Annotated in this window: 24 protein-coding genes; 18 read left to right on the forward strand and 6 right to left on the reverse strand. The window is 68.3% G+C overall.

Translation table 11 applies throughout. The annotated features are described in order from the left end of the window. Positions 1-52: 52 nt before the first annotated feature. A complete protein-coding gene (gene murA / locus DMC64_RS17815) occupies positions 53-1,327 on the forward strand; it encodes a UDP-N-acetylglucosamine 1-carboxyvinyltransferase (protein ID WP_037341419.1) in 1,275 nt (424 codons plus the stop codon). Here the strand turns inward: murA and DMC64_RS17820 are convergent, their stop codons facing one another. The 4 genes from DMC64_RS17820 to DMC64_RS17835 form a co-directional block, all read right to left on the reverse strand. Next, positions 1,328-2,200 carry a trypsin-like serine protease gene (locus DMC64_RS17820; protein ID WP_199755008.1) on the reverse strand — a complete coding sequence of 291 codons (873 nt, stop codon included), beginning with the start codon at positions 2,198-2,200 and terminating at the stop codon, positions 1,328-1,330. Between the two features lie 78 nt (positions 2,201-2,278). Then, positions 2,279-2,548: an LPXTG cell wall anchor domain-containing protein gene (locus tag DMC64_RS43230; RefSeq protein WP_233629690.1), complete on the reverse strand. Its 270-nt coding sequence runs from the start codon at positions 2,546-2,548 to the stop codon at positions 2,279-2,281. Positions 2,549-2,865: 317 nt separating this feature from the next. Further along, positions 2,866-3,489, reverse strand: coding sequence for a LysE family translocator (locus tag DMC64_RS17830; protein ID WP_037341423.1), 624 nt, complete (start codon positions 3,487-3,489; stop codon positions 2,866-2,868). Further along, entirely contained in the window at positions 3,486-4,112 is a 627-nt protein-coding gene (locus tag DMC64_RS17835; protein WP_037341425.1) for a LysE family translocator, read from the reverse strand. The genes DMC64_RS17830 and DMC64_RS17835 overlap by 4 nt, the downstream gene beginning before the upstream one ends. 550 nt (positions 4,113-4,662) lie before the next feature. Between DMC64_RS17835 and DMC64_RS17840 the strand changes: the two genes are divergently transcribed. The 7 genes from DMC64_RS17840 (at position 4,663) to ehuA (ending at position 11,240) form a co-directional block, all read left to right on the forward strand. After that, on the forward strand, positions 4,663-5,214 hold the full coding sequence (locus DMC64_RS17840) for a hypothetical protein (RefSeq protein ID WP_125734430.1): 552 nt from the start codon (positions 4,663-4,665) through the stop codon (positions 5,212-5,214). An 87-nt stretch (positions 5,215-5,301) separates the two neighbouring features. After that, on the forward strand, positions 5,302-5,925 hold the full coding sequence (locus DMC64_RS17845; RefSeq protein ID WP_125734431.1) for a hypothetical protein: 624 nt from the start codon (positions 5,302-5,304) through the stop codon (positions 5,923-5,925). Positions 5,926-6,069: 144 nt separating this feature from the next. Next, a complete protein-coding gene (locus DMC64_RS17850; protein WP_125734432.1) occupies positions 6,070-8,091 on the forward strand; it encodes a protein meaA in 2,022 nt (673 codons plus the stop codon). Between the two features lie 117 nt (positions 8,092-8,208). Beyond that, positions 8,209-9,102 (forward strand): ectoine/hydroxyectoine ABC transporter substrate-binding protein EhuB, encoded by an 894-nt coding sequence (gene ehuB / locus DMC64_RS17855; protein ID WP_125734433.1) that lies wholly within the window; start codon positions 8,209-8,211, stop codon positions 9,100-9,102. 14 nt (positions 9,103-9,116) lie between these two features. Next, positions 9,117-9,812: an ectoine/hydroxyectoine ABC transporter permease subunit EhuC gene (gene ehuC, locus DMC64_RS17860; RefSeq protein WP_125734434.1), complete on the forward strand. Its 696-nt coding sequence runs from the start codon at positions 9,117-9,119 to the stop codon at positions 9,810-9,812. Beyond that, positions 9,812-10,468 carry an ectoine/hydroxyectoine ABC transporter permease subunit EhuD gene (gene ehuD / locus DMC64_RS17865; RefSeq protein WP_125734435.1) on the forward strand — a complete coding sequence of 219 codons (657 nt, stop codon included), beginning with the start codon at positions 9,812-9,814 and terminating at the stop codon, positions 10,466-10,468. The genes ehuC and ehuD overlap by 1 nt, the downstream gene beginning before the upstream one ends. Before the next feature lie 7 nt (positions 10,469-10,475). Then, complete coding sequence (gene ehuA / locus DMC64_RS17870; protein WP_125734820.1) at positions 10,476-11,240, forward strand: ectoine/hydroxyectoine ABC transporter ATP-binding protein EhuA; 765 nt, start codon at positions 10,476-10,478, stop codon at positions 11,238-11,240. Here ehuA and DMC64_RS17875 read toward each other — a convergent pair. Beyond that, a complete protein-coding gene (locus tag DMC64_RS17875) occupies positions 11,237-11,797 on the reverse strand; it encodes a cysteine hydrolase family protein (RefSeq protein WP_125734436.1) in 561 nt (186 codons plus the stop codon). The genes ehuA and DMC64_RS17875 overlap by 4 nt on opposite strands. Before the next feature lie 71 nt (positions 11,798-11,868). Between DMC64_RS17875 and DMC64_RS17880 the strand changes: the two genes are divergently transcribed. Beyond that, positions 11,869-12,855 carry a GlxA family transcriptional regulator gene (locus DMC64_RS17880; protein WP_125734437.1) on the forward strand — a complete coding sequence of 329 codons (987 nt, stop codon included), beginning with the start codon at positions 11,869-11,871 and terminating at the stop codon, positions 12,853-12,855. Then, a complete protein-coding gene (locus DMC64_RS17885; protein ID WP_037341443.1) occupies positions 12,828-13,601 on the forward strand; it encodes an enoyl-CoA hydratase-related protein in 774 nt (257 codons plus the stop codon). The genes DMC64_RS17880 and DMC64_RS17885 overlap by 28 nt, the downstream gene beginning before the upstream one ends. Positions 13,602-13,608: 7 nt before the next feature. Here DMC64_RS17885 and DMC64_RS17890 read toward each other — a convergent pair whose 3' ends face one another. Next, positions 13,609-14,151, reverse strand: a complete 543-nt coding sequence (locus DMC64_RS17890; protein ID WP_037341445.1) for an NUDIX hydrolase — start codon at positions 14,149-14,151, stop codon at positions 13,609-13,611. A 37-nt stretch (positions 14,152-14,188) separates the two neighbouring features. On the opposite strand from DMC64_RS17890, the gene nucS reads away from it, so the two are divergent. The 8 genes from nucS (at position 14,189) to DMC64_RS17930 (ending at position 22,497) form a co-directional block, all read left to right on the forward strand. Then, positions 14,189-14,848, forward strand: coding sequence for an endonuclease NucS (gene nucS, locus DMC64_RS17895; protein WP_037341446.1), 660 nt, complete (start codon positions 14,189-14,191; stop codon positions 14,846-14,848). 327 nt (positions 14,849-15,175) lie between these two features. Further along, positions 15,176-16,138 (forward strand): patatin-like phospholipase family protein, encoded by a 963-nt coding sequence (locus tag DMC64_RS17900; protein ID WP_125734438.1) that lies wholly within the window; start codon positions 15,176-15,178, stop codon positions 16,136-16,138. A gap of 44 nt (positions 16,139-16,182) precedes the next feature. Beyond that, entirely contained in the window at positions 16,183-16,959 is a 777-nt protein-coding gene (locus tag DMC64_RS17905) for a hypothetical protein (protein WP_037341451.1), read from the forward strand. A 147-nt stretch (positions 16,960-17,106) separates the two neighbouring features. After that, positions 17,107-18,540 (forward strand): DUF4331 domain-containing protein, encoded by a 1,434-nt coding sequence (locus DMC64_RS17910; RefSeq protein ID WP_037341453.1) that lies wholly within the window; start codon positions 17,107-17,109, stop codon positions 18,538-18,540. 76 nt (positions 18,541-18,616) lie between these two features. Then, entirely contained in the window at positions 18,617-19,948 is a 1,332-nt protein-coding gene (locus DMC64_RS17915) for a tetratricopeptide repeat protein (protein ID WP_125734439.1), read from the forward strand. A gap of 41 nt (positions 19,949-19,989) precedes the next feature. Then, the gene (locus tag DMC64_RS17920; protein WP_125734440.1) at positions 19,990-20,361 is read left to right on the forward strand and encodes a hypothetical protein; all 372 of its coding nucleotides are present in this window, start codon (positions 19,990-19,992) and stop codon (positions 20,359-20,361) included. A gap of 164 nt (positions 20,362-20,525) precedes the next feature. After that, on the forward strand, positions 20,526-22,223 hold the full coding sequence (locus DMC64_RS17925) for a sodium:solute symporter family protein (RefSeq protein ID WP_037342516.1): 1,698 nt from the start codon (positions 20,526-20,528) through the stop codon (positions 22,221-22,223). Between the two features lie 10 nt (positions 22,224-22,233). Next, positions 22,234-22,497, forward strand: a complete 264-nt coding sequence (locus DMC64_RS17930; protein ID WP_037341458.1) for a hypothetical protein — start codon at positions 22,234-22,236, stop codon at positions 22,495-22,497. Positions 22,498-22,526: the final 29 nt, after the last annotated feature.

Genomic DNA, 22,526 nt, shown 5'->3' on the forward strand with positions numbered 1-22,526 from the left:
TCTACCGGCCCGGCGTAAGGCAAATCCGGGCGAGAGGGCATGATTGGCGCCCATGAGCGAGCACTTCGACGTGCACGGCGGAGCACGGCTGGTCGGCGAGGTCGACGTGGTCGGGGCCAAGAACAGCGTCCTGAAACTGATGGCCGCGGCCCTGCTGGCCGAGGGTACGACGACCATCACGAACTGCCCCCAGATCCTGGACGTCCCCCTGATGGGCGACGTCTTGCGCAGTGTCGGCTGCGAGGTCGTCATCGACGGCGACACCGCCAAGATCACCACCCCGGCCGAGCTGTCGCACCGGGCCGATTCGGCCGCGATGGGCAAGCTGCGCGCGTCGGTGTGCGTGCTGGGTCCGCTGGTCGGACGGCTCAAGCAGGCCGTCGTGGCGCTGCCGGGCGGCGACGCCATCGGCTCGCGGCCGCTGGACATGCACCAGAACGGCCTGCGCAAGCTGGGCGCCACCAGCACCATCGAGCACGGCTGCGTCGTGGCGAAGGCCGACGGGCTGCGTGGCGCGCAGATCTGGCTGGACTTCCCGAGCGTCGGCGCCACCGAGAACATCCTGATGGCCGCGGTGCTCGCCGAGGGCACCACGGTCATCGACAACGCCGCGCGCGAACCCGAGATCGTCGACATCTGCACGATGCTGACCGAGATGGGCGCGAAGGTCGAAGGCGCGGGCACCTCGACTCTCACCGTCGAGGGCGTCGAGAAGCTGCACCCCACCGAGCACCGCGTGATCGGCGACCGGATCGTCGGCGCGACCTGGGCGTTCGCCGCCGCGATGACCCGGGGCGACCTGACCGTCCGCGGCGTCAACCCGCACTACCTCGACCTGGTCCTCGACAAGCTCCGCCTGGCGGGTGCCGAGGTCGAGACGTTCGACGACAAGGGCTTCCGCATCGTCCAGAACGAGCGCCCGAAGGCCGTCGACTGGGTGACGCTGCCGTACCCCGGTTTCGCGACCGACCTGCAGCCGTTCGCGGTGGCGCTGTCCGCGGTCTCCGAGGGCACCTCGATGATCACGGAGAACATCTACGAAGCCCGGTTCCGGTTCATCGAAGAGATGATGCGGCTTTCCGGCGACGCGCGCACCGACGGGCACCACGCCGTCGTCCGCGGCGTGGAGAAGCTTTCGAGCGCGCCGGTGTGGGCCGCGGACATCCGTGCCGGCGCCGGGCTGGTGCTGGCCGGGCTGTGCGCGGACGGCGTCACCGAGGTCTGGGACGTCTTCCACATCGACCGCGGTTACCCGCATTTCGTGGAGAACCTGAACCGGCTCGGTGCCCGCATCGAGCGCGTCGCGGGCGAACCCGAGCGGGCTTGATCAGGGCAGGGCGACGAACGGCGCGAGGAAGTCACGCGACGTCGGCGAGTCCAGCCGGTAGGTGACATTGGTGGCGTAGCAGGGCCCGTCACCGGTGATGGTCGTCGACACGAGGACACGCTTGCCGTCGATCGTGGCGAAGTTCGGCCCGCCGGAGTCGCCGTAGCAGGCGCCGCCGTTGCCCTGCGGTTCCGTCATCGCGAGCCGTACCCACGTGTTGTTCAGCGCGTTGAAGGTGACCGGCGCCTTCATCCGGACGCCGCCGCCAGGATGCGTGTGCCCGCCCGGCCCGTTCACGGCTTCCTGCGTGCCGTAGCCGGCGACCACGAACGGCGTCGAGTTCAGCCCCTGCGGGCCGAGCTTGTCGAGCTGACCGGCGCTGGGCAGCTTCGCGGGGGTGAAGCTCCAGCGTGCGGCGACCTGCTTCGCGGGCAGTTGGACGACGGCGATGTCGTGCGAGTCGGCGGAGTTGCCGGGGTAGCCGGGCTCGCTGTGCGCGACGCCCTCGACGGCGACGGCCTTGGCGATCGCCGCCGGGTCGCCGGGGTACTTCTTCGCTGCCGCGTCGAGACCCGCTTGCACGTCCTGGTCGAGCGAGACGAAGAACCGCACGTTGGCGGGCCAGTCGGTGGTGCAGTGCGCGGCGGTGAGGAAGGTGTCGGCGTCCACCATGGTGCCGGAGCACACCCAGTCGACCCGGTCCGGTGTGGCGGGGTCGCCGTCGTTGTCCCAGGTGGCGACGAGGGCGCCGACCTCGGTGCGCTCGGGCGCGGGGGTCGCGTTGTAGGAGTTGATCGCGGTCGCGGCGGTGGCGCCGCCCAGCAGCAGGGCGGCGGCCATCGCCGTGACGGTGGCGGCGGGGGTGAACCTCACGAACGGCCTCCTCGGCTAGGTGCTTCTGGAGACGGGATTCAACGTGGTGGACGTCGGAAAGTCACCCGCCGAAAGTAGTCATGCGTCGCGGCGCCGCCGCGTTCCCGCGTAGACCGCGACACCGCCCGCGGCCAGCGAACCCAGCCCGGTCAGCAGTACGGGTTCGAGATCGAAACCGGTCTTGGCCAGTGAGGGCGAGCTCGTGACCGCGACGTCGGCGCGGGGTGCGGCGGCCGCGGCGACGGCCGCCACCGGCACGACCGCGGGAGGGACGGCATCGACGCGTGGTCCCCCGGGCGGGGGAGTCTCGACCGGCGGCTTCGTGGCGGGCGGCGTCCGGTCCGGCACGCAGGCGGTGTGCGCGGGATTGCCGCGTCCGACACCGGGGTTGCGGTCGCATTCGTAGCCCGCGTTCGCGTCGGAGCCTCCGGGCAGCTGCCCGCGCGGGTTCTTGTTGTCGGCCTTGCCGACGCAACCGGCGCAGGGCTTGCCGACGGCGAACCGTCCCGGGTGGAGTCGTACGGCCCGTGCTTGTTCGCGCCGTGCCTGGCTGCGGTTTGGTGGTGTCCGGGCGGGGCGCCGGAGTCGCCGCGCTCGCCGGCGTCGGCGGGGCCCGCGCCGAGGAGGATGAGGGAGAAGGCGGCTCGCGTGAACGACCGAAGGGGTTACTCCAATACGAGCGCGGCGCCGAAGCCGACCAGCGCGGTGCCGGTGACGCCGTCGAGTGCGCGGCGCACCTTGCGGCGTTCGAGCCAGGTCCGCACGCGGTGCACGAAGAACAGCAGTAGGAGCTGGGCCACGGTGCCCGCGGCCGCGATCGTGTACGCCAGGAGCAGCGCGTCCCCGGTGCCGGTGACGCCCGGGGTCAGGAACTGCGGCAGCACCGACAGGTACAGCACGAGGACCTTCGGGTTGGTGACGTTGGAGAGGAAGCCCTCCCGCCAGCGGCGGAATCCGCTCCGCCGGGCGGCGGCGGTCTCGGCGAGCTTGTCGTAATCGCCACGGAAGGCGCCGACGAGGGCTCGGACGCCGAGGTAGCAGAGGTACGCCGCGCCCGCCCATTTCACGGCTTCGAACACCGGCCGCGAGTTCATGATGACCGCGCCGAGACCGAGCGCGGCCGCGGTCGCCTGCGCGAGATTCGCGGCGCCGACGCCGAAGCAGGCCCAGCCGCCGCCGCGGACACCGCCGGACAGCGCGTTCTTCAACACCACCATGTTGTCCGGGCCGGGGACGAGCGCGAGCGCCAGCATCATCAGCGCGAAACCGCTGTAGACACCCCAGGTCATGACTCGAACACCAAAGCCGCGCCGAAGCCGACCAGCGCGGTGCCGGTGACGCCGTCGAGCGCCCGCCGGACCTTGCGGCGTTCCAGCCAGGTCCGCACGCGGTGCACGAAGAACAGCAGCGTCAGCAGCCAGATCGCGCCCAGCACGGCGACCGTGTACGCGAGCAGCAGCGCGTGCCACGCCGACGTCGTCACCGGGTCGAGGAACTGCGGCAGCACCGACAGGTACAGCACGAGCACCTTCGGGTTGGTGATGTTGGACAGGAAGCCTTCGCGGAAGCGGCGGAACCCGCTCGACCGTTGCTGCTTCACCGCCGTGACACCGGAGTAGTCGCCCCGCCACGCGCCGCGCAACGCCTGGAAACCGAGGAAGACCAGGTACGCGGCGCCGACCCATTTGAGCGTCACGAACACCGGCTGCGACTGCGCGATCACGACACCGAGGCCGAGCGCGGCGGCGGTGCCCTGGACGGCGTTGGCCACGAAGATCCCGGCCGTGGTGAGGAAACCGCCGCGGGTGCCGCCGGACAGCGAGTTCTTGAGCATCACCATCGTGTCCGGCCCCGGCGCGAGGACGATCAGGACGACGATGACCAGATAGCTGCTGTACGAACTCCACGTCACGGTCACCCACGCTAGACGCCCGGGGCTGGGCGAGTCTCGCGGATTTCGGTCACAGTCCACGGCGCGGCCGGGCTGCCCCGAGCCCTGTCGGCCATCCAGGCACGGCGAGGCCGAGCCGGCCGTGAGTGGCGATTCGGGTTCTATTGAGAGGTAAGTCGAAAATGGCGGGATCGAACCCCTGCCACGCGGGATTCTGCGCCCGATTTATGTCATGATGTCCGTTTCTCGCGTGGGTCGTGAGTGGTAAAGAGGGTTAGAACGACCATTGCCACTCACGACCCTCGGGTAATACTACGCAAAGTGCCCAAATTGGACCCACTGCTCTCGAAAGACGTCCTCTTTGGACAGTCAGAGGGGAATGCCAGGCCTCGGCGGTGCGAGTCCGCTCGCACCGCCGACTCCATCACGCCACCTTTGACTTACCCCTCAATAACCCGAAACGCCACTCACGACCACCTGTACCGAAGGCTCGCTGGGTCCGTTCGGCCCGCTGGGCAACCGACGAACGGACACTCCTCGCCCGTCCCCCGGACGGGTAGTGTGCCGTGGCATGCATGAGGGCCAGATCGACCTCCTTCCAGGCGAACGGGTCATCTGGGCCGGGCAGCCGGTACGCAGGCCCCTCTTCAATCCCGGCGACTACTTCAACGTCCCTGTCGGCCTCCTCTGGCTCGCCGCCGTCACGGTGTTCTTCGTGGCCAACCACGACACGGCGTTCCACACGGCCGCGTGGGTCGTGCTCACCGTCGCGGGCGTCCTGCATCTCGCCGGCAGGCCGCTGATCCGCTACCTCCGGCTCGCCTCGACCACGTACGCCGTGACGGACGGCCGGGTCATCGCCACCAGTTCGCTCGTCCGCCGCAAGGAGGAGTCCGCGGCGCTGGCCGGCCTCGCGGATCCCGTCGTCACCCCCGGGCCGGGCAAGACCGGGACGATCACCTTCGGCAGGCTCGGCGTGCTCGCGTGGGCGTCGGCGAACTTCGGCGCCGGCACCGGGAAGGACCGGAAGCCGCCGGTCATCCTGGTGGGCGTCAGCGACGTGGCGAAGGTCCGGGAGAAGCTGGCGAAAGCCGTCGAAGAGGCACGAACCCGAAACCCTTAGCGGCCACAACACCTTCACAACATTTCCGGGTGGTGCCGGATGTGAATCTCTCCGCGTTGGCACGGATTCCCGACAGGAGAGAGAGAAATGCGCAAGCTTTGGAGCAGCACCCTCGCCCTGCTCGCCGCGGGTGGGCTGTCCGCCACCGTCTCCCCGGCGATCGCGGAGGCGGCACCGCCCAACTTCAGGATCGGCATCCAGCTGGCCGACAACGGCGGCCGGGGCGGCTTCGGGGTCGAGCAGTTCACCGGATTCGCCAATTTCGGCACCAGCGTGTCGCAGTGGGCCGGGGACAGCAACAACTTCGACCCGGACGGCGCCAGGATCGATCTCAATCCCGCGTTCGGTGGTGGCCAGCTGAACCAGATCGACTTCCGGATCGGCGGGCAGGCCCGCGACGGCGGCCGGGAGCTCGGTCCGGTCACCTACACCCCGTGGGCGAGCCAGGGCGGTGGCACGACCGACCTGATCACCGACAGCAACTCCTTCGACCCGGACCAGTACCGGCTGTTCCTGGAGACGCGTCCGCTGCCGCCCGGCGTCCAGATCACCGACCTGCGCCTGTCCATCCTTGCCGTCGACCGCGGCGAGCCGGAGGGCGTGCCCACCTTCACCCGGTGGGCTAGCCAGGGCGGGGGCCAGAGCGACTTCGCGCTGGACGCCAACGCCTTCGACCCGGACGGGTTCCGCATCGGGCTCGAAGTCGTCTGATCCCGGTGCTCGGGTCCCGTGTCGTCCACCGGGGCCCGGGCACCTTCCAGCCGGGAAGAATGACCCGACTGTGTTCGATTCAACTGCGCGGGCGATGTTACCGGCCGGTACACTCAGACGGTCGTCCAGCGCCGGAGGTATGCCGTGCCCTATCCCACGGACCGTGAACGGGACCGCCCCTGGGTGATGCGGACCTACGCGGGTCACTCGTCCGCGGCCGCGTCCAACGAGCTGTACCGCCGTAACCTCGCGAAGGGGCAGACCGGCCTCTCGGTCGCCTTCGACCTGCCGACGCAGACCGGTTACGACCCGGATCACCAGCTGTCCAAGGGCGAGGTCGGCAAGGTCGGCGTCCCGGTCTCGCATATCGGCGACATGCGGCGCCTCTTCGACGGCATCCCGCTCGCCGAGGCCAACACGTCGATGACGATCAACGCGCCCGCCATGTGGCTGCTGGCGCTCTACGTCTCCGTGGCGCGCGAGCAGGCCGAAGCCGAGGGCCGTGACGTGGACGAGGTGCTGGCGAAACTCACCGGCACCACGCAGAACGACATCATCAAGGAATACCTCTCCCGCGGCACCTACATCTTCCCGCCGGGCCCGAGTCTCCGCCTGATCACCGACATGATCGCGTGGACGGTGCACCACGTGCCGAAGTGGAACCCGATCAACATCTGCAGCTACCACCTGCAGGAAGCCGGTGCGACGCCGACGCAAGAGGTCGCGTACGCGTTGTGCACCGCCATCGCCGTCCTCGACGCGGTCCGCGATTCCGGTCAGGTCGAGCAGGCCGACATGGCCAAGGTCGTCGCGCGGATCTCGTTCTTCGTCAACGCCGGGGTGCGGTTCGTCGAAGAGATGTCGAAGATGCGCGCGTTCACCGCGCTCTGGGACGAGATCACCCGGGATCGTTACGGCGTCACGGATCCCAAGGCGCGGCGGCTGCGCTACGGCGTGCAGGTCAACTCGCTGGGCCTGACCGAGGCGCAGCCGGAGAACAACGTCCAGCGCATCGTGCTGGAGATGCTCGCGGTCTCCCTTTCCCGTGGTGCCAGGGCCCGCGCGATCCAGCTGCCCGCGTGGAACGAGGCGCTCGGCCTGCCCCGGCCGTGGGATCAGCAGTGGGCGCTGCGGATGCAGCAGGTGCTGGCGTTCGAGACCGATCTGCTGGAGTACGAAGACATCTTCGACGGCTCGCACGTCATCCAGGCCAAGGTCGACGAGATCATGGCGGGCGCGCGCGAGGAGATCGCGCGGGTGCAGGATCTGGGCGGCGCGGTAGCGGCCGTCGAGAGCGGCTACATGAAGTCGCAGCTCGTCGCTTCGCTCGCGGAGTACCGGCGTGGCATGGAGAACGGCGAGCGGATCCTGGTCGGGGTCAACAAATTCGAGACCACCGAGCCGTCCCCGCTGCAGGCCGAAGGCGCGAAGGCGATCGAAACGATCGATCCCGCCGTCGAGAAGCAAGCGGTCACCGCGATCGAGGAATGGCGGACGCACCGCGACAACGCGGCCGTCGAGTCGGCGCTGGAGAAGCTGAAGTCCGTCGCGAAGACGTCGCAGAACCTGTTCGAGGCCACCATCGAGTGTGCCCGCGCCGGGGTCACCACCGGTGAATGGTCGGGTGCGCTGCGCGAGGTGTTCGGCGAATACCGTGCTCCCACCGGGGTTTCCGCGTCGGCGGCCGCGGGTGAGGGCAACGAGGAGATCCGCCGCGTCCGTGACCGGATCAAGGCGACGAACACCGAAATCGGCGAACGGCTGCGGATCCTGGTCGGCAAACCCGGTCTCGACGGGCATTCCAACGGCGCCGAGCAGGTGGCCGTCCGGGCGCGTGACGTCGGTTTCGAGGTGGTGTACCAGGGCATCCGGCTCACGCCGGAACAGATCGTCGCGGCCGCCGTCCAGGAGGGCGTGCACGTGGTCGGGCTTTCGGTGCTCTCTGGTTCGCATCTCGAGGTCGTGCCGCAGGTCGTGGACGGTTTGCGGGCCGCGGGCGCGGGCGACATCCCGGTCATCGTCGGCGGCATCATCCCGCCCGACGACGAGAAGCTCCTGCTGGAGCGGGGAATCGCGCGGGTGTTCACGCCGAAGGACTACGAACTCACCGACATCATGGACGGAATTGTCGGATTGGTACGGGAGCGCCACGGTCTGAGCACCTAAAGTCACCGTAAATCTCGGTACCGTAACAGCGGATGGTTCGTCACCCGCTCACACTGCTCGCGTCTGGGTACCCACCTACGTTTCGATTAAACCGATTAATCGAAAAGAGGTGCCGCGATGGTGCACGGCGAATGGTCGAGGCGAGAGTTCTTCCGGCGGTCGGCGGTACTGGGAGCGGTGACGATCGGCGGCCCGGTGCTGTTGTCCGCGTGCACGTCGACGTCTTCCGGTGACGCCCTGCAGGCCGCCAAGGACGCGAAGAAGATCAAGATCGGGATCGCGAACGAAGCGCCGTACGGTTTCACCGACCAATCCGGCAAGGTCACCGGTGAGGCGCCGGAGGTCGCGCGTGCCGTCTTCAAGGCCATGGGCATCGACAACGTGGAAGCCGAAGCGGTCTCCTTCGACCAGCTGATCCCCGCGCTCAACGCCAGGAAGTACGACATCGTCGCGGCCGGGATGAACATCAAGAAGGAACGGTGCGACGCGGCGGCCTTCTCGATCCCCGACTACTCGGCGCTGACCGCTTTGCTGGTACCCAAGGGAAATCCGCAGCAGGTGCTGAAGTTCGAGGACATCGCGGCGAAGAAGGTCAAGGTCGCCGTGCTCTCCGCGGCCGTGGAAAAGGGATACGCCACCGACTCCGGCGTCGCCGAGGACCAGATCGTCACCCTCGACTCGCAGGACAACATGCTCCGCGCGGTCACCGACGGCCGGGTCTACTGCGCCGCGCTCACCGACATCTCCCTCAAGGACGTCCTGGCGAAGAGCCCGGGCGCCGCGGCGGAGGTGACGCCGGGCTTCGATCCGATCAAGGAAGGCAAACCGGTCGTCTCCGCCGGCGCGTTCGTCTTCCGCAAGGACGACAACCCGTTGCGCGAGGCCTTCAACGCCGAGCTCAAGAAGCTGCACGACAGCGGCGAATGGACCAAGATCGTGACGCCGTTCGGGTTCTCGGCGGACAACCTGCCGAAGGCCGACGTCACCACCGAGAAACTCTGCGCGGTGTAGGTGGGGCTGACGTCATGTCGTCGTCGGTATCGCATATCATCACGACCGTCCTCAGTGGACTGACCTCGACCGTCACCGCCGCCGTCGGCGGGATCGCGCTCACCGTGGTGCTCTCCCTGATCGCCGGGCTCGCGCTGGGCTCGCCGTCCCGGACGGTGCGGGGGATTTCCCGTGTCTACGTCGAGATCTTTCGCGGCACCTCGGAAGTCGTCCAGCTGTTCTGGCTGTACTTCGTGCTGCCGGTGCTGGTCGGCTTCCAGCTGGTGCCGATGTTCGCCGGGATCCTGGTGCTGGGCCTCAACCACGGGGCGTACGGCGCGGAAATCGTCCGTGGCGCGGTGAATTCCGTGCCCCGCGCGCAGTTCGAAGGCGCCGTCGCGCTCAACCTGACGCCCGCCCAGCGGATGCGGCGGGTGATCCTGCCGCAGGCGTTCGCGGAAATGCTGCCACCGTTCAACAATCTCTTCATCCAGTTGCTGAAGAGCACCGCGCTGCTTTCGTTCATCGCCGTCCCGGAGATGGCGCGTCAAGGTGAACTGCTGCGGCCGGTGTTCGGCGCCGAGCTCGGCTGGATCTACGGCACCGAACTCGTGCTCTATCTCCTGCTCGCGTTGCTGATCACCAGCGGGATGCGGCTGCTGGAACGGATCGCCGCGCGGCGCCTCGGCCGGGCGCCGGCCAAGATGACGGCCACCGCGGGAGGTGTGTGATGGACTGGAGCTGGGAATCCGCCGCGAATTCGGTTCCCCTTCTGCTGGAAGGGCTTCTCGTCACCGTCGAGATCACCCTGCTGGCTTCGGTGGTCGCGTACGTGCTCGGCCTGGTGTTCGCGCTGATCCGCCGGACGGGGATTCCCGTGCTGTCCCAGGCGGTTCTGCTGTTCATCGAGTTCGTCCGCAGTACGCCTTTGCTGATCCAGGTGTTCGTGCTCTACTACGTGATCCAGCCGGTGGGCGGGCTGACGTTGTCCCCGTTCGCCACCGGTGTCATCGCGCTCGGCGTGCATTACGCGACGTACGCGGCCGAGGTCTACCGCGCCGGGATCGAGGCCGTCCCGAAAGGACAGTGGGAGGCCACGACCGCGCTGAACCTGCCGAAGTCGCGGGTGTGGGCCGCGGTGGTGCTGCCGCAGGCCGTGCCCAGGGTGCTGCCCGCGCTCGGCAATTACACGATCTCGATGTTCAAGGAAACCCCGTTGTTGCTGGCGATCGGCGTCGTCGACGTCCTGGCGAGGGCGAAGGAGGTCGGTGCCGACACGTTCCGCGTCACCGAGCCGTACACCCTGGCCGGGGTGCTGTTCCTGCTGGTGAGCCTGCCGGCTTCGATTCTGGTGAGAAGGTTGGAGCGACGTGCCGCCCACAGTTGATTCCCCGATGATCCGGTTCTCGCAGGTGGTCAAGTCCTACGGGGACCACGTGGTGTTGCGGGACCTCGATTTCACCGTCGCGCCGGGGGAGTTCGTCTCGCTCATCGGGCCGAGCGGGTCCGGGAAGACGACGATCCTGCGGTTGTTGATGACGCTGGAGAAGGTCGACGGCGGCACCATCGAGGTCTGCGGTGACTACCTGAGCCACATGAAGCGCGGTGAAAAGCTGGTGCCCGCGGACGAGAAGTACCTGCGGGAAGCGCGCAAGCGGATCGGCATGGTGTTCCAGCAGTTCAACCTGTTCCCGAACATGAACGTGCTGCGCAACATCACCGAAGCGCCGATCCACTCGCTCGGTGTCTCGCGGGACGAGGCCGAGGCGCGGGCCGTCGAACTGCTGGAGATGGTGGGGCTCGCCGACAAGAAGGACGCGCACCCCACCCGGCTTTCCGGTGGCCAGCAACAGCGCGTCGCGATCGCCCGCGCGCTCGCGATGCGGCCGGACGTGCTGCTGCTGGACGAGGTGACTTCGGCGCTCGATCCGGAACTGGTGGCCGACGTCCTGCGCGTGCTGCGCGAGATCGCGGCGTCCACCGACATCACGATCCTTTGTGTCACGCACGAAATGCAGTTCGCGCGGGACGTCTCGGACCGGGTGATGATGTTCGACGAGGGGCGGGTGCTGGAGGACGCCGCGCCGGACAAGCTGTTCAACGATCCGGAGCACGACCGGACGCGGCGGTTCCTCAAGGCCGTGATCGACCGCGCCTAGAGCGCGCTCAAGATCTCCTTCGTCGAGGTGACCGTGGCGAATCCGCCTCCGTGCAGGTTCGTCGCGGTCGCCCGGTACAGCTCGTCCGCGGTCAGGACGCCGCCGTCCGGCCCGGCGAGGTCGAAGGTGAACGTGGCGTCGAGCGCGAAAGTCACGTCGTAGCCGAGGTTCCCGCCGACCCGCGCGGTGGTCTCGCAGCAGAAGTTCGTCTGGATCCCGGCGAGTACGAACGAGCTGATGCCGCGCGTCTTCAGCCAGCCGTCGAGATCGATGTCGCCGTGGAAGGCCGAGTTGACCTTCTTGCCGAACACCAGCTCCGCGCGCACGCCGTCGAGTTCCGGCTTGAAGTGGTTGCCCTCCTGGCCGGGCCGCAGCGACGAGCCGGGTTTCACGGAGTCGTGGTGCACCAGCACGATCGGCAGCCCGCGCTCCTGCCAGGCGTCGACGAGCGCCTTGATGTTGGCCTCCGCCCCGGGGTTGTTGCGCGGGCCCCAGACGGGCCGGTCGAAGCCGCGCTGGACGTCGATCACGATCAAGGCCTTGGTTTCAGTGGTCATGCCTCGAGTCTCGGGCTCGGAGCGGCCGTCGAGGGAGTGGCAGAAGACGCGCGATGCGGTACTTTCCTGCCATGCGAACCGTGGGTGTGCTCCTCCTGCCGGGCAGCCGGTCCTTCGATCTGGGCGTGATCGGCGAGGTCTGGGGCGTGGACCGGACCGACAGCGGCATCGGCCCCTTCGAGGTCCGGCTCTGCGCGTCCGATCGCGGAAGGGTCGCCATCCACCCGTTCGGCCAGGTCGAGGCGACCCACGGGCTGAGCGGGCTGGCGGGCTGCGATCTCGTCCTCGTGCCCGGCCGGGTCGATCCGCACGCCGAGGTGCCCGCGGCCGCCGTCGCCGTGCTCCGCAAGGCGCACCGGGCCGGGATCACCGTGGCGTCGCTGTGCTCCGGTGCCTTCACCCTCGCGGCGGCCGGGCTGCTCGGCGGCCGGTCCGTCACCACGCACTGGCGGCTGCTGGACGACCTCGAAACCGCCGCTCGCGACGCGGTCGTCCAGCGGGACGTCCTGTTCACCGACGAGGGTGACGTCCTGACCTCCGCCGGGGTGGTCGGCGGGCTGGATCTCTGCCTGCACCTGGTGCGCCGCGACCACGGCGCCGACGTCGCGGCCGCGCTCGCCCGGCGGCTCGTGATGCCGCCGGCGCGGGAAGGCGGCCAGCGGCAGTACGTCGACAACCCCTTGCCGCCCAAGCCGTCACGGCCGAGCGTTTCGTCCACAATGGACTGGGCGCTGGAGCGTATCGCCGACGACATCGGCGTCGACGACCTCGTCGGGCACGCCGGGCTCAGCGAGCGGACCTTCCATCGCGAGTTCGCCGCGGCCACCGGTGTCACTCCTGGACGCTGGCTGCGCGCGCAGCGGGTGCGGCTCGCGCGGCGGCTGCTGGAGACCACCGAGCTGCCGGTCGAGCGGGTCGCGCAGCGGTCCGGCCTCGGCACCGCCGCCAACCTGCGGCGACGGCTCCGGGCCGACGTCGGTGTCGGGCCCGATTCGTATCGCCGGACGTTCCGGTCGGTTACCGTCGAAGCATGGCCGAGTACGAGCACATCCTCGTGAAGCGGGACGGCGACACCGTCACGATCACCATGAACCGCGCCGCGCGGCGGAACTCGCTGTCCGCCGACCACCTCGCCGAGCTGCTCGCGGCGTTCCGCGAGGCGGGGGACACCGACGCCACCGGGATCGTCCTGGCCGGCGCCGGGCCGGTGTTCTCGGCGGGGCACGACTTCGGCGACGTCGCCGCCCGCGACCTGATGGGCGTGCGCGAGCTGCTGCGGCTGTGCACGGACCTGATGGGCACGATGCAGTCCGTGCCGCAGGTGGTCGTCGCGCGGGTGCACGGGCTCGCGACCGCGGCGGGCTGTCAGCTGGTGGCGTCGTGCGACCTCGCCGTCGCCGCGGAATCCGCCGGGTTCGCCCTGCCCGGCGGCAAGGGCGGCTGGTTCTGCCATACGCCCGCCGTGCCGGTCGCCCGCGCGATCGGGCGGAAACGGCTGATGGAGCTGGCGCTCACCGGCGACGTCGTCGACGCCGCGACCGCGCTGGACTGGGGCCTGGTGAACCGCGTGGTCCCGGACGACTCGCTCGACGAGGCCGTCGCTTCGCTGCTGGGACGTGCGACGCGGGGCAGCCGGGCGAGCAAGGCGATGGGCAAGCAGACCCTCTACGCGCAGCTGGACCGGCCCGAGGCCGACGCCTACGCGCTCGCGCTGGAGGTGATGGCTTCGGCCTCGCAGCTGCCCGGCGCCCGCGAGGGGATGGCGGCGTTCCTGGAGAAGCGCTCGCCGGTGTGGCCGGACTGAGCGGCCGTCACAGCACGCGTTCGCGCACAAGCAGGAGCGCGTAGGCCGCCAGGGTCTGCGCGTCGGTGATGTCACCCGCGGCGATCATCTTCTCGAACTCGTCGAGGTCGAACCACGCCGTCCGCATGTCCTGCTCTTCGACCTCGCGCTGGGCTTCACTCTGCGTGAGATCGGTGGCCAGGAAGACGCGCCCGCGCTGGCTCGACATCCCGGCGGCGACGTCCGTCACGCCGAGTTCGGCCATCGAGCCCGCGATCAGCCCGGTCTCCTCGCGCAGCTCGCGCGCGGCCAGTTCGAGCGGCGGGACGTCGGCCAGTTCGGGTGCGGTGCCCATGGGGAACTCCCAGCGCCGCAGCCCGAGCGGGTAGCGGAACTGCTCGACCAGGTGAAACCTCGCCCCGTCGAAGGGGATCACGACGGCGCAGGTGGGTTTGTCGACGACCGCGTAGATCCCCTCGGAACCATCGAGCCGCCGGACGTCGTCCTCGCGCAGGGTCATCCAGTTGTTCCGGTACACCTCACGCGAGCTGACACGCTGAACGGGGTCCATGCGCACAGTATCGCCGTGCTTGTCCTACCCTCGCGGGGTGCGCCTTGTGATCGCTCGCTGCCAGGTCGACTACGCCGGCCGTCTGACCGCCCATCTGCCGATGGCCACCCGGCTGCTGCTCGTGAAGGCCGACGGCTCGGTGTCCGTGCACTCGGACGACCGCGCCTACAAGCCGCTGAACTGGATGAGCCCGCCGTGCTGGCTGATCGAGGACGGCAAGCTGTGGATCGTCGAGAACAAGCAGGGGGAGAAGCTCGTCATCACGATCGACGAGATCTTCCACGACCACGCCCAGGAACTCGGCGCGGAGCCGGGCCTGCAGAAGGACGGCGTCGAGGCGCACCTGCAGGAACTGCTCGCCGAGCACATCAAGACCCTCGGTGACGGCTACACGCTGGTGCGGCGGGAGTTCCCGACCGCGATCGGCCCGGTCGACATCATGGCCCGCGACGCCGACGGGGCCAGTGTCGCCGTCGAGATCAAACGGCGCGGCGAGATCGACGGTGTCGAGCAGCTGACGCGGTACCTCGAACTGCTCAACCGCGACCCGCTGCTGGCGCCGGTGCAGGGCGTGTTCGCGGCGCAGGTCATCAAACCGCAGGCGCGGGTGCTGGCCGAGGACCGGGGGATCCGGTGCCTCACGCTGGACTACGACGCGCTGCGCGGCATCGAGTCGGACGAGTTCCGCCTGTTCTGAGCGTTTCCCGCTCGCGTTTAGTCCTCTGGATGCGGTAGTTGCGCGCGCAACTACCGCATCCAGAGGACTAAACGCGGCAGGTTCGGGCACTGAACAGCCGATACCGAATCGAGTCCATGATTCGGGTATCTGCATTCTTTCTCGCGCCACAGAATGCCCTAAAGGGCGGCGGGAAATTAACGAACTCGCGTTCTCCCGCAAAAGAACCAGCTACTTCCGGGCCATTCGGGTGAACGCCGGATTCCTCGGTCTCGCGCTGTGTCACACTCGATTTCCGCGAGGGGTACCACCGACATCCGGTGGTCGCGGGTCCAGAGGTGAAGTGCCATGGCTGATTCTCCGAAGTGTGTCGATCTGGTGCTGGAAGGCGGCGGCGTCAAAGGCATCGGGTTGCTGGGTGCGGTGCTGGAGTTGCACGAAGCCGGTTATTCGTTTCCCCGGATCGCCGGGACGAGCGCCGGTGCGATCGTGGCGGCACTGGTCGCCGCTTATCAGAAGGCCGGGAAGGATCTCGGTGGTCTGGAAGCGGTGATGAACGACATGGACTGCCGCCGTTTCCAGGATCAGTCCCTCTTCGACAAGGTCACCGGTCCGATCGGTGACGGCGTGGATCTGCTCCTGCACGACGGGATGCACTCCGGCGACTATCTCGCGGAATGGCTCACCCCGTTGCTGGAAGACGTCGGCGTGCGTACTTTCGCCGATCTCGCCATCGACGATCCGGAAAGTACTTTGCTTCCCTACCAACGGTATTCCCTCGTCGTCCACGTCAGTGACCTGACGCGCCGCGTGCTCGTCCGGCTGCCTTGGGATTATTCCCAGTACGGCCGAGACCCCGGTGCGGAGAAGATCGTCGACGCGGTCCGCGCGTCCATGTCCATCCCGCTGTACTTCCGGCCGGTGCAGTTCGCCGTCCGTCCCGAGGGCACCGTCACCTGGGTCGACGGCGGGCTGCTGTCGAACTTCCCGATCACCGTCTTCGACCGGACCGACACGAAGAAGCCGCGCTGGCCGACCTGGGGTGTGAAGCTTTCCGGGGAACCGGTGGGCGGCAGGGACAAACCGGTGAAGAGCGCGTTGCGGATCGCCATCGGTTCGCTCGAAACCCTGCTCTCGGACTGGAATCGTTACCGGTTGCACGAGGAGGGTGTGAACCGGCGGACGGTGTACGTCGACACGACCGGGGTTTCCGCCGTCGACTTCGGGCTCGGCGAAGAGGAGAAGAAGCGCCTCTTCGAAAGCGGGCGGGAGGCCGCGCGGCGGTTCCTGGAAAAGATCGTGCCGCAATGAACTCGCCGGCGGTATTCCGGTGGGATGAGGGATAGGAGGATCCCATGCGTTATCGCCCGATCGGTAGTGACCCGGCGGACGGCCGACTCGGCCGGTTCGTCCCGGACGACTGGCGCCACGTCGAGCGCTATCCGCTGACCGCGCTCGCCACCGAGGACCGGCCCACCCGGTCGCCGGTCGTCATCGGTGTCAACTGGTACAAGGAATTCGACGTACCGGAGAAGGACGAGAAGTCCGGCGAATTCTTCGTCGCGAAGGGCGGCGCGAAATCGCTCACCAGGATCCGCGGCGGGCATTGCGTCTGCCTCGAACCCGGTGAGTCGACCGACGGCGAAAAGCAATACGCCTTCTACGACCAGGGCCGGGAAGGCGCGTGCGTCGGCTTCGGCTGGTCGCGCTGCATGTCGATGTTCAACGGCGACCTCTACGCCGCGCGGTGGCTGTGGGACCAGGCGAAGATGCGCGACGAATGGGACGAGACCAACCCCGGTGACAACAACGGCACCTCGTGCCGTGCCGCCGCCGAGGTCCTGCTCGAACTGGGGCACGTCCCGTGGTCGGAGACCTACGCCGACGACGATCACGTTAAGCGGGCCGCCTACACGCCCGACGTGAAGAACGGTATCCAGGCGTATCGCTGGGCGAAGTCGGTCGATGAGGTGCACGAGGTCCTCGGCAACCCGCGTGCCGACGAACTCGGCGCCGTGCCGTTCCTCAACTCGTGGGGTCCGGGCTATCCGCACCGCACGTACATGCCGGACGACGTCCTCGCCCGGTTGATCAAGGAGGACGGCGAAGTGGGCCTGCCCACGGACCGGTAAACCCCCGCCGGTCACGGGAGAGGGCCGTTCTCGGCGGAAACGCCGGGAGCGGCCCTTTTTCGCGCCCTTTTCCCGGCGCCGCAACACTTCCACAACATCCCCACTGACGACGGCGGGCACCATCGGCCTCGGTGAAAGGGGAATGAAATGGCCACATCCCATCTCGCTCGCCGCCGGCGAGCGACCGTCTCGGTCTTCTTGGCCGGGGCGACGGTGCTCGCGAGCGCCCTCGCCGCCCCGGCGTCGGCCTCCAGCCACCGGGAAGCCCCGCTGATCTCGGGCGACCCGGCGGTGGACAACACCGACGTGTACGCGTTCGTCAGCCCTGACAAGCCGGACACCGTGACCCTGATCGCGAACTGGTATCCGTTCGAAGAACCCAATGGGGGACCGAACTTCTACCCGTGGGCCACGGACGCGAACCACGACATCAACATCGACAACAACGGTGACGCGAAAGCGGACCTGACCTACCGGTGGACCTTCCGCACCGAAGACCGGCGCGGGAACGACACCTTCCTCTACAACGACGATCCGGTCACTTCGCTCGACGACGAGGACCTGTTGTTCCGCCAGTTCTACACGCTCTCGGTGATCGACCGGGGGACCGGGCGGACGACGAACCTGGTCACCAACGGCAGGGTCGCGCCGTCGAACGTCGGCCCGGCGTCGATGCCGAACTACGGCGTGCTCCGGAACCAGGCGATCACCCCGGTCCCCGGTGGCGGGCAGACGTTCGCCGGGCAGGCCGACGACCCGTTCTTCCTGGATCTGCGGATCTTCGACCTGCTCTACGGGAAGAACCTGTCCGAGGTCGGGCAGGACACGCTGGCCGGGTTCAACGTCAACACCGTGGCGTTGCAGCTGCCCAAGAGCGCGCTGACCCTCGGGGGCAATCCGGCCAGGAACCCGGTGATCGGGGTCTGGAGCGACACCGAACGCAAGACGATCACGCTGCGCACCCCCGGTGCGGAGCGGGCGCTCGGCGCGGACGTCCAGGTTTCGCGCCTGGGCAACCCGCTGGTGAACGAGGTCGTCGTGCCCGCCGGGCTGAAGGACCGGTTCAACTCGCTCCTGCCGGAGCAGGACCGGACGGTGCCCGCGCTGGTGAACAGGGTGACCAACCCGGAGGTGCCGGACCTCGTCCAGCGGATCTACGGCATCCCCGCGCCCGCCAAACCCCGCGACGATCTGACGGAGATCTTCCTGACCGGGATCACCACGAAATCCGGTGACAAGATCAACCTGGATCTCAACTCGCAGCTGAACAACGCCGACGTCAACCCGGCGCGGTTCGCGCCGTCGGAGCAGCTGCGGCTGAACACGTCGATCCCGGTCACCGCGCAGCCCAACCGGCTCGGTGTCCTCGGCGGCGACCTCCAAGGGTTCCCGAACGGCAGGCGGCTGGCCGACGACGCGCTCGACATCAGCGTCCAGGCGCTGGAAGGCGCGGCGGTCAGCGGCATCGTCAAAGCACTCGCGGCCGGCGACCGGGTGGACCGGAACGACGTCCCGTTCGGCGCGGTGTTCCCGTACGTCGCCCTGCCGAACAACAAGGCGGTCAACTCGACCGTCCGTTGATCCCCCTCCCCCTCGGTGGCCGCCGCTGCCCCTCCCTCGGCGGCCACCACCCCCGACTCCGCGGAAGGCGGACCCGATGTCCCACGACGAAAACACGACAGGTATCCGATTCGGGAAGCGCACTCGCCGGTTCGCGCTCCTGGCGGTCTTCGGCGCGAGCCTGCTCGCCGTGGGTGTCGCCGCGTTGATCCCGCCCGAACCGGTCCTCAGCGAAGCGCCGCAGGGCAGTCTTAGCACTCTCGACCGGGCGGTCCGGACGGCGGAAGCCAAGCTCGCGAAACATGAGCAGGATCCGCGGACCTGGGCCGAACTCGGTGCCGCCTATGTCGAGGTGGCCAGGGTCAAGGCCGACCCGGCCTACTTCCCGAAGGCCGAAGAGGCGTTGCGGAAGTCGTTGCGACAGCAACCCGACGGCAATGGGATCGCCTTGGCGGGCATGGGCGCGCTCGCCAACGCGCGGCACGACTTCGCCGGCGCTCGCGACTGGGGCGAGAAGGCGAAGGCCGCGCTGCCGGACAACGCCGAGATCCACGGCGTGCTCAACGACGCCTACACCCAGCTCGGGGACACGGCCGCGGCCACCGCCGCGTTGCAGCGGATGCTCGATCTGAAGCCTGGCGTCTCCTCCTTCACCCGCGCCGCCTACGAATTCGAAATACACGGTCGCGTCGACGACGCCCGGCACGCGCTCGATCGCGCGCTGGCGGACGCCGTCGATCCCCACGACGTCGCGTTCGTCCGCAACCTGCTCGGCGAACTCGCCTTCGACAACGGGGATCTCGACACCGCGCAGCTGCATTTCGACGCGGGCCAGCGCGCGGTGCCACAGGAAACCTCGCTCCAGCAAGGAAAGGCCAAGGTCGCGGCGGCACGCGGGCAGACCGCCAAGGCGCTCGCCGGCTATCAGGATCTCGTGGCCCGTCAGCCGAACGTGGGAAACCTGCGCGAGTACGCCCTGCTGCTGTCGACGTCGGGGGCACCGGAATCCGCCGCACGTCAGTACGAGCTCTTCGAGGAGCAGCGACGTCTCGAAGTCGCCTCCGGTGCGAACGTCGATCTCGAAGCGTCCTTGGTGGCCGCGGACCGCGGCGACGCCGTGCAGGCACTCCGGTTCGCGCAGGCGGAATGGGAACGCAGGCAACCCGTGTTCGTCGCCGACGCCATGGCCTGGGCACTGCACCTCAACGGCCGGAACGCCGAAGCCCTCACCTTCGCCGACCGCGCGGCGGGCACCGGCTGGCGCAGCGCCTCGTTCGCCTACCACCGCGGCATGATCCTCGCCGCGCTCGGACGGCCGGGTGAAGCCGTCAAGGCACTCGCCGAAGCGCTGCGCATCAACCCGAACTTCTCTTTGACCGACGCGCGGACGGCACGCACCACGCTGGCGAACCTGGGCGGTGCCGGATGAGTCCGCGACGGCGGGAAAACGACCGGAAAGGCGGCAGGCCCATGCGCAATCTGCCCACCGAAAGGGTTCCGCGCCGGTTGCGCGGAGCCGCACTGAGCACGCTGGTCTTCCTCGCCGTCGTCGTGGCGTGCTCCGAGACGGGGTCCGACACCGGGCCGCGGTTCGACGACGAGACCACCGACGGCGTCGTGACCGAATTGACCTGTATGAAGCATCAGCCGCGGGCGCCGGGCGCCCGCTACACCGACGACTCGATCCGGCGCACCGACGAGACCCTCGCCCTGCTTCGCTACTACACCGCGAACGGGGCCAAACCGTACTGCGACGGCGGCGACGTCACCGACATCGACCGCCAATGGATCGACGTCTACATCGCACTGGGCGCGGACGAGGAAAAGGTGAAACGTCCCTGAGCGCGCCTCGACCGGACAGGAATTGTCAAGAATCGCCCCGAAACAGACACTTCAGGGCGATCGGCGGCCACCCACACTGCCGTTCCTGAATCCATGCAGTATGGTCCGCGATTGACGCGATACCGGCGTTTCTCGTGGACATTTTCACTATGGAGGTGGGTCGGTTGCACGTGCTGGCCGATGCGAACCTGCGGCTCGACGCAAGTCCGATCGACTACGTCCTGCTCGCCTTCTATTTCGCGCTGGTGCTCGGCATCGGGTACATGGCGCGGAGGTCGGTCTCGAGCAGCCTCGACTTCTTCCTCTCGGGCCGGTCACTGCCCGCCTGGGTCACCGGTCTCGCCTTCATTTCGGCGAACCTCGGCGCGGTCGAGATCATGGGCATGTCGGCCAACGGCGTGCTCTACGGCCTGCCGACCGTGCACTACTTCTGGATAGGCGCGATCCCGGCGATGCTGTTCCTCGGCATCGTGATGATGCCGTTCTACTACGGCTCGAAGGTCCGCAGTGTCCCGGAGTTCATGCTCCGCCGGTTCGGCAAACCCGCCCACCTGGTCAACGGCATCAGCTTCGCGAGCGCGCAGATCCTCATCGCGGGCGCGAACCTGTTCCTGCTCGCCAGCGTGGTGAACCTCCTGCTCGGCTGGCCGCTGTGGGTGTCGATCATCGTCGCGGCCGCGGTCGTGCTCTCCTACACCGCGCTCGGCGGTCTTTCCGCCGCGATCTACAACGAGGTCCTGCAGTTCTTCGTGATCGTCGCGGCGCTGCTGCCGCTGACCATCGTCGGCCTGGTGAAGGTCGGCGGCTGGCAGGGCCTGGTCGACAAGGTCACCGCGAGCCCCGGCGGCGACGCGCAGCTGCACTCGTGGCCGGGTGACAACCTCACCGGCTTCGGCAACAGCTTCCTGTCGATCCTCGGTCTCGTCTTCGGTCTCGGTTTCGTGCTGTCCTTCGGCTACTGGACCACGAACTTCGTCGAGGTCCAGCGCGCGATGGCGTCGAAGAGCATGTCGGCCGCGCGGCGGACGCCGATCATCGGCGCCTTCCCGAAGATGCTGGTCCCGTTCATCGTGATCATCCCCGGCATGATCGCCGCGGTCACCGTTTCCGAGTACGTCCAGGACAAGCAGGTCCTGCTCGACGGCGGCGACGCGCCGAGCGGCGTGACCGCGAACAACGCCATCCTGCTGCTGATGCGCGACCTGCTGCCCAACGGCATGCTCGGCGTCGCGCTCGCCGGTCTGCTCGCCTCGTTCATGGCCGGGATGGCCGCGAACCTGAGCTCGTTCAACACCGTGTTCACCTACGACATCTGGCAGTCGTACGTGAAGAAGAACGAGTCGGACGGCTACTACCTCCGGCTCGGCCGCCTGGTCACCGCCATCGGCACCGTGCTCGCCATCGGCACCGCGTTCATCGCGTCGAACTCCGGGAACATCCTGACCTATCTGCAGGACCTGTTCTCCTTCTTCAACGCGCCGCTGTTCGCCACCTTCATCCTCGGCATGTTCTGGAAGCGGATGACGCCGACCGCGGGCTGGGTCGGCCTGGTGTCCGGTACCGCCTCGGCGATCACCGTGTGGCTGTTGTCGCAGGCCGGGGTCCTCGGGCTCACCGGGCAGGGCATCAGCTTCGTGGCCGCGGGTACGGCGTTCGTCGTGGACATCGCGGTCAGTGTCGCGGTCTCGCTCGCCACCGCGCCGAAGCCGGAGGCCCAGCTGGTCGGCCTCGTCTACTCCCTCACCCCGAAGGAGTCGCTGAAGCACGACGAGACGGGCGACGACGCGGGCTGGTACCGCAAGCCGGGCCTGCTCGCGGGCATCGTGCTGATCCTGACCATCGCGCTCAACATCATCTTCTAGGAGGCCGGAGATGGCTGCTTCGCAAGCTCCCAAGAAGGCCGGCGTCTTCGACATCCGGCTGATCATCGCCCTGCTCATCGGCGGTTACGGGCTGGTGCTCACGATCATGGGCATCGGCTTCACCACCGAGGAGGAGCTGGCCAAGGCCGCCGACGTCAACATCAACCTGTGGGCGGGTATCGGCATGCTGGTGTTCGCGGCGTTGTTCGTGCTGTGGGCGAAGCTGCGGCCCATCGTGGTGCCGCCGAGCACCGACGGCGAGAGCGGCGAATAGGCGGGTTGTCCGGACAGCGGCGAGGGGCT

The sequence above is a fragment of the Amycolatopsis sp. WAC 04197 genome (genome assembly GCF_003947475.1).
Classification (GTDB): Bacteria; Actinomycetota; Actinomycetes; order Mycobacteriales; family Pseudonocardiaceae; genus Amycolatopsis; species Amycolatopsis japonica.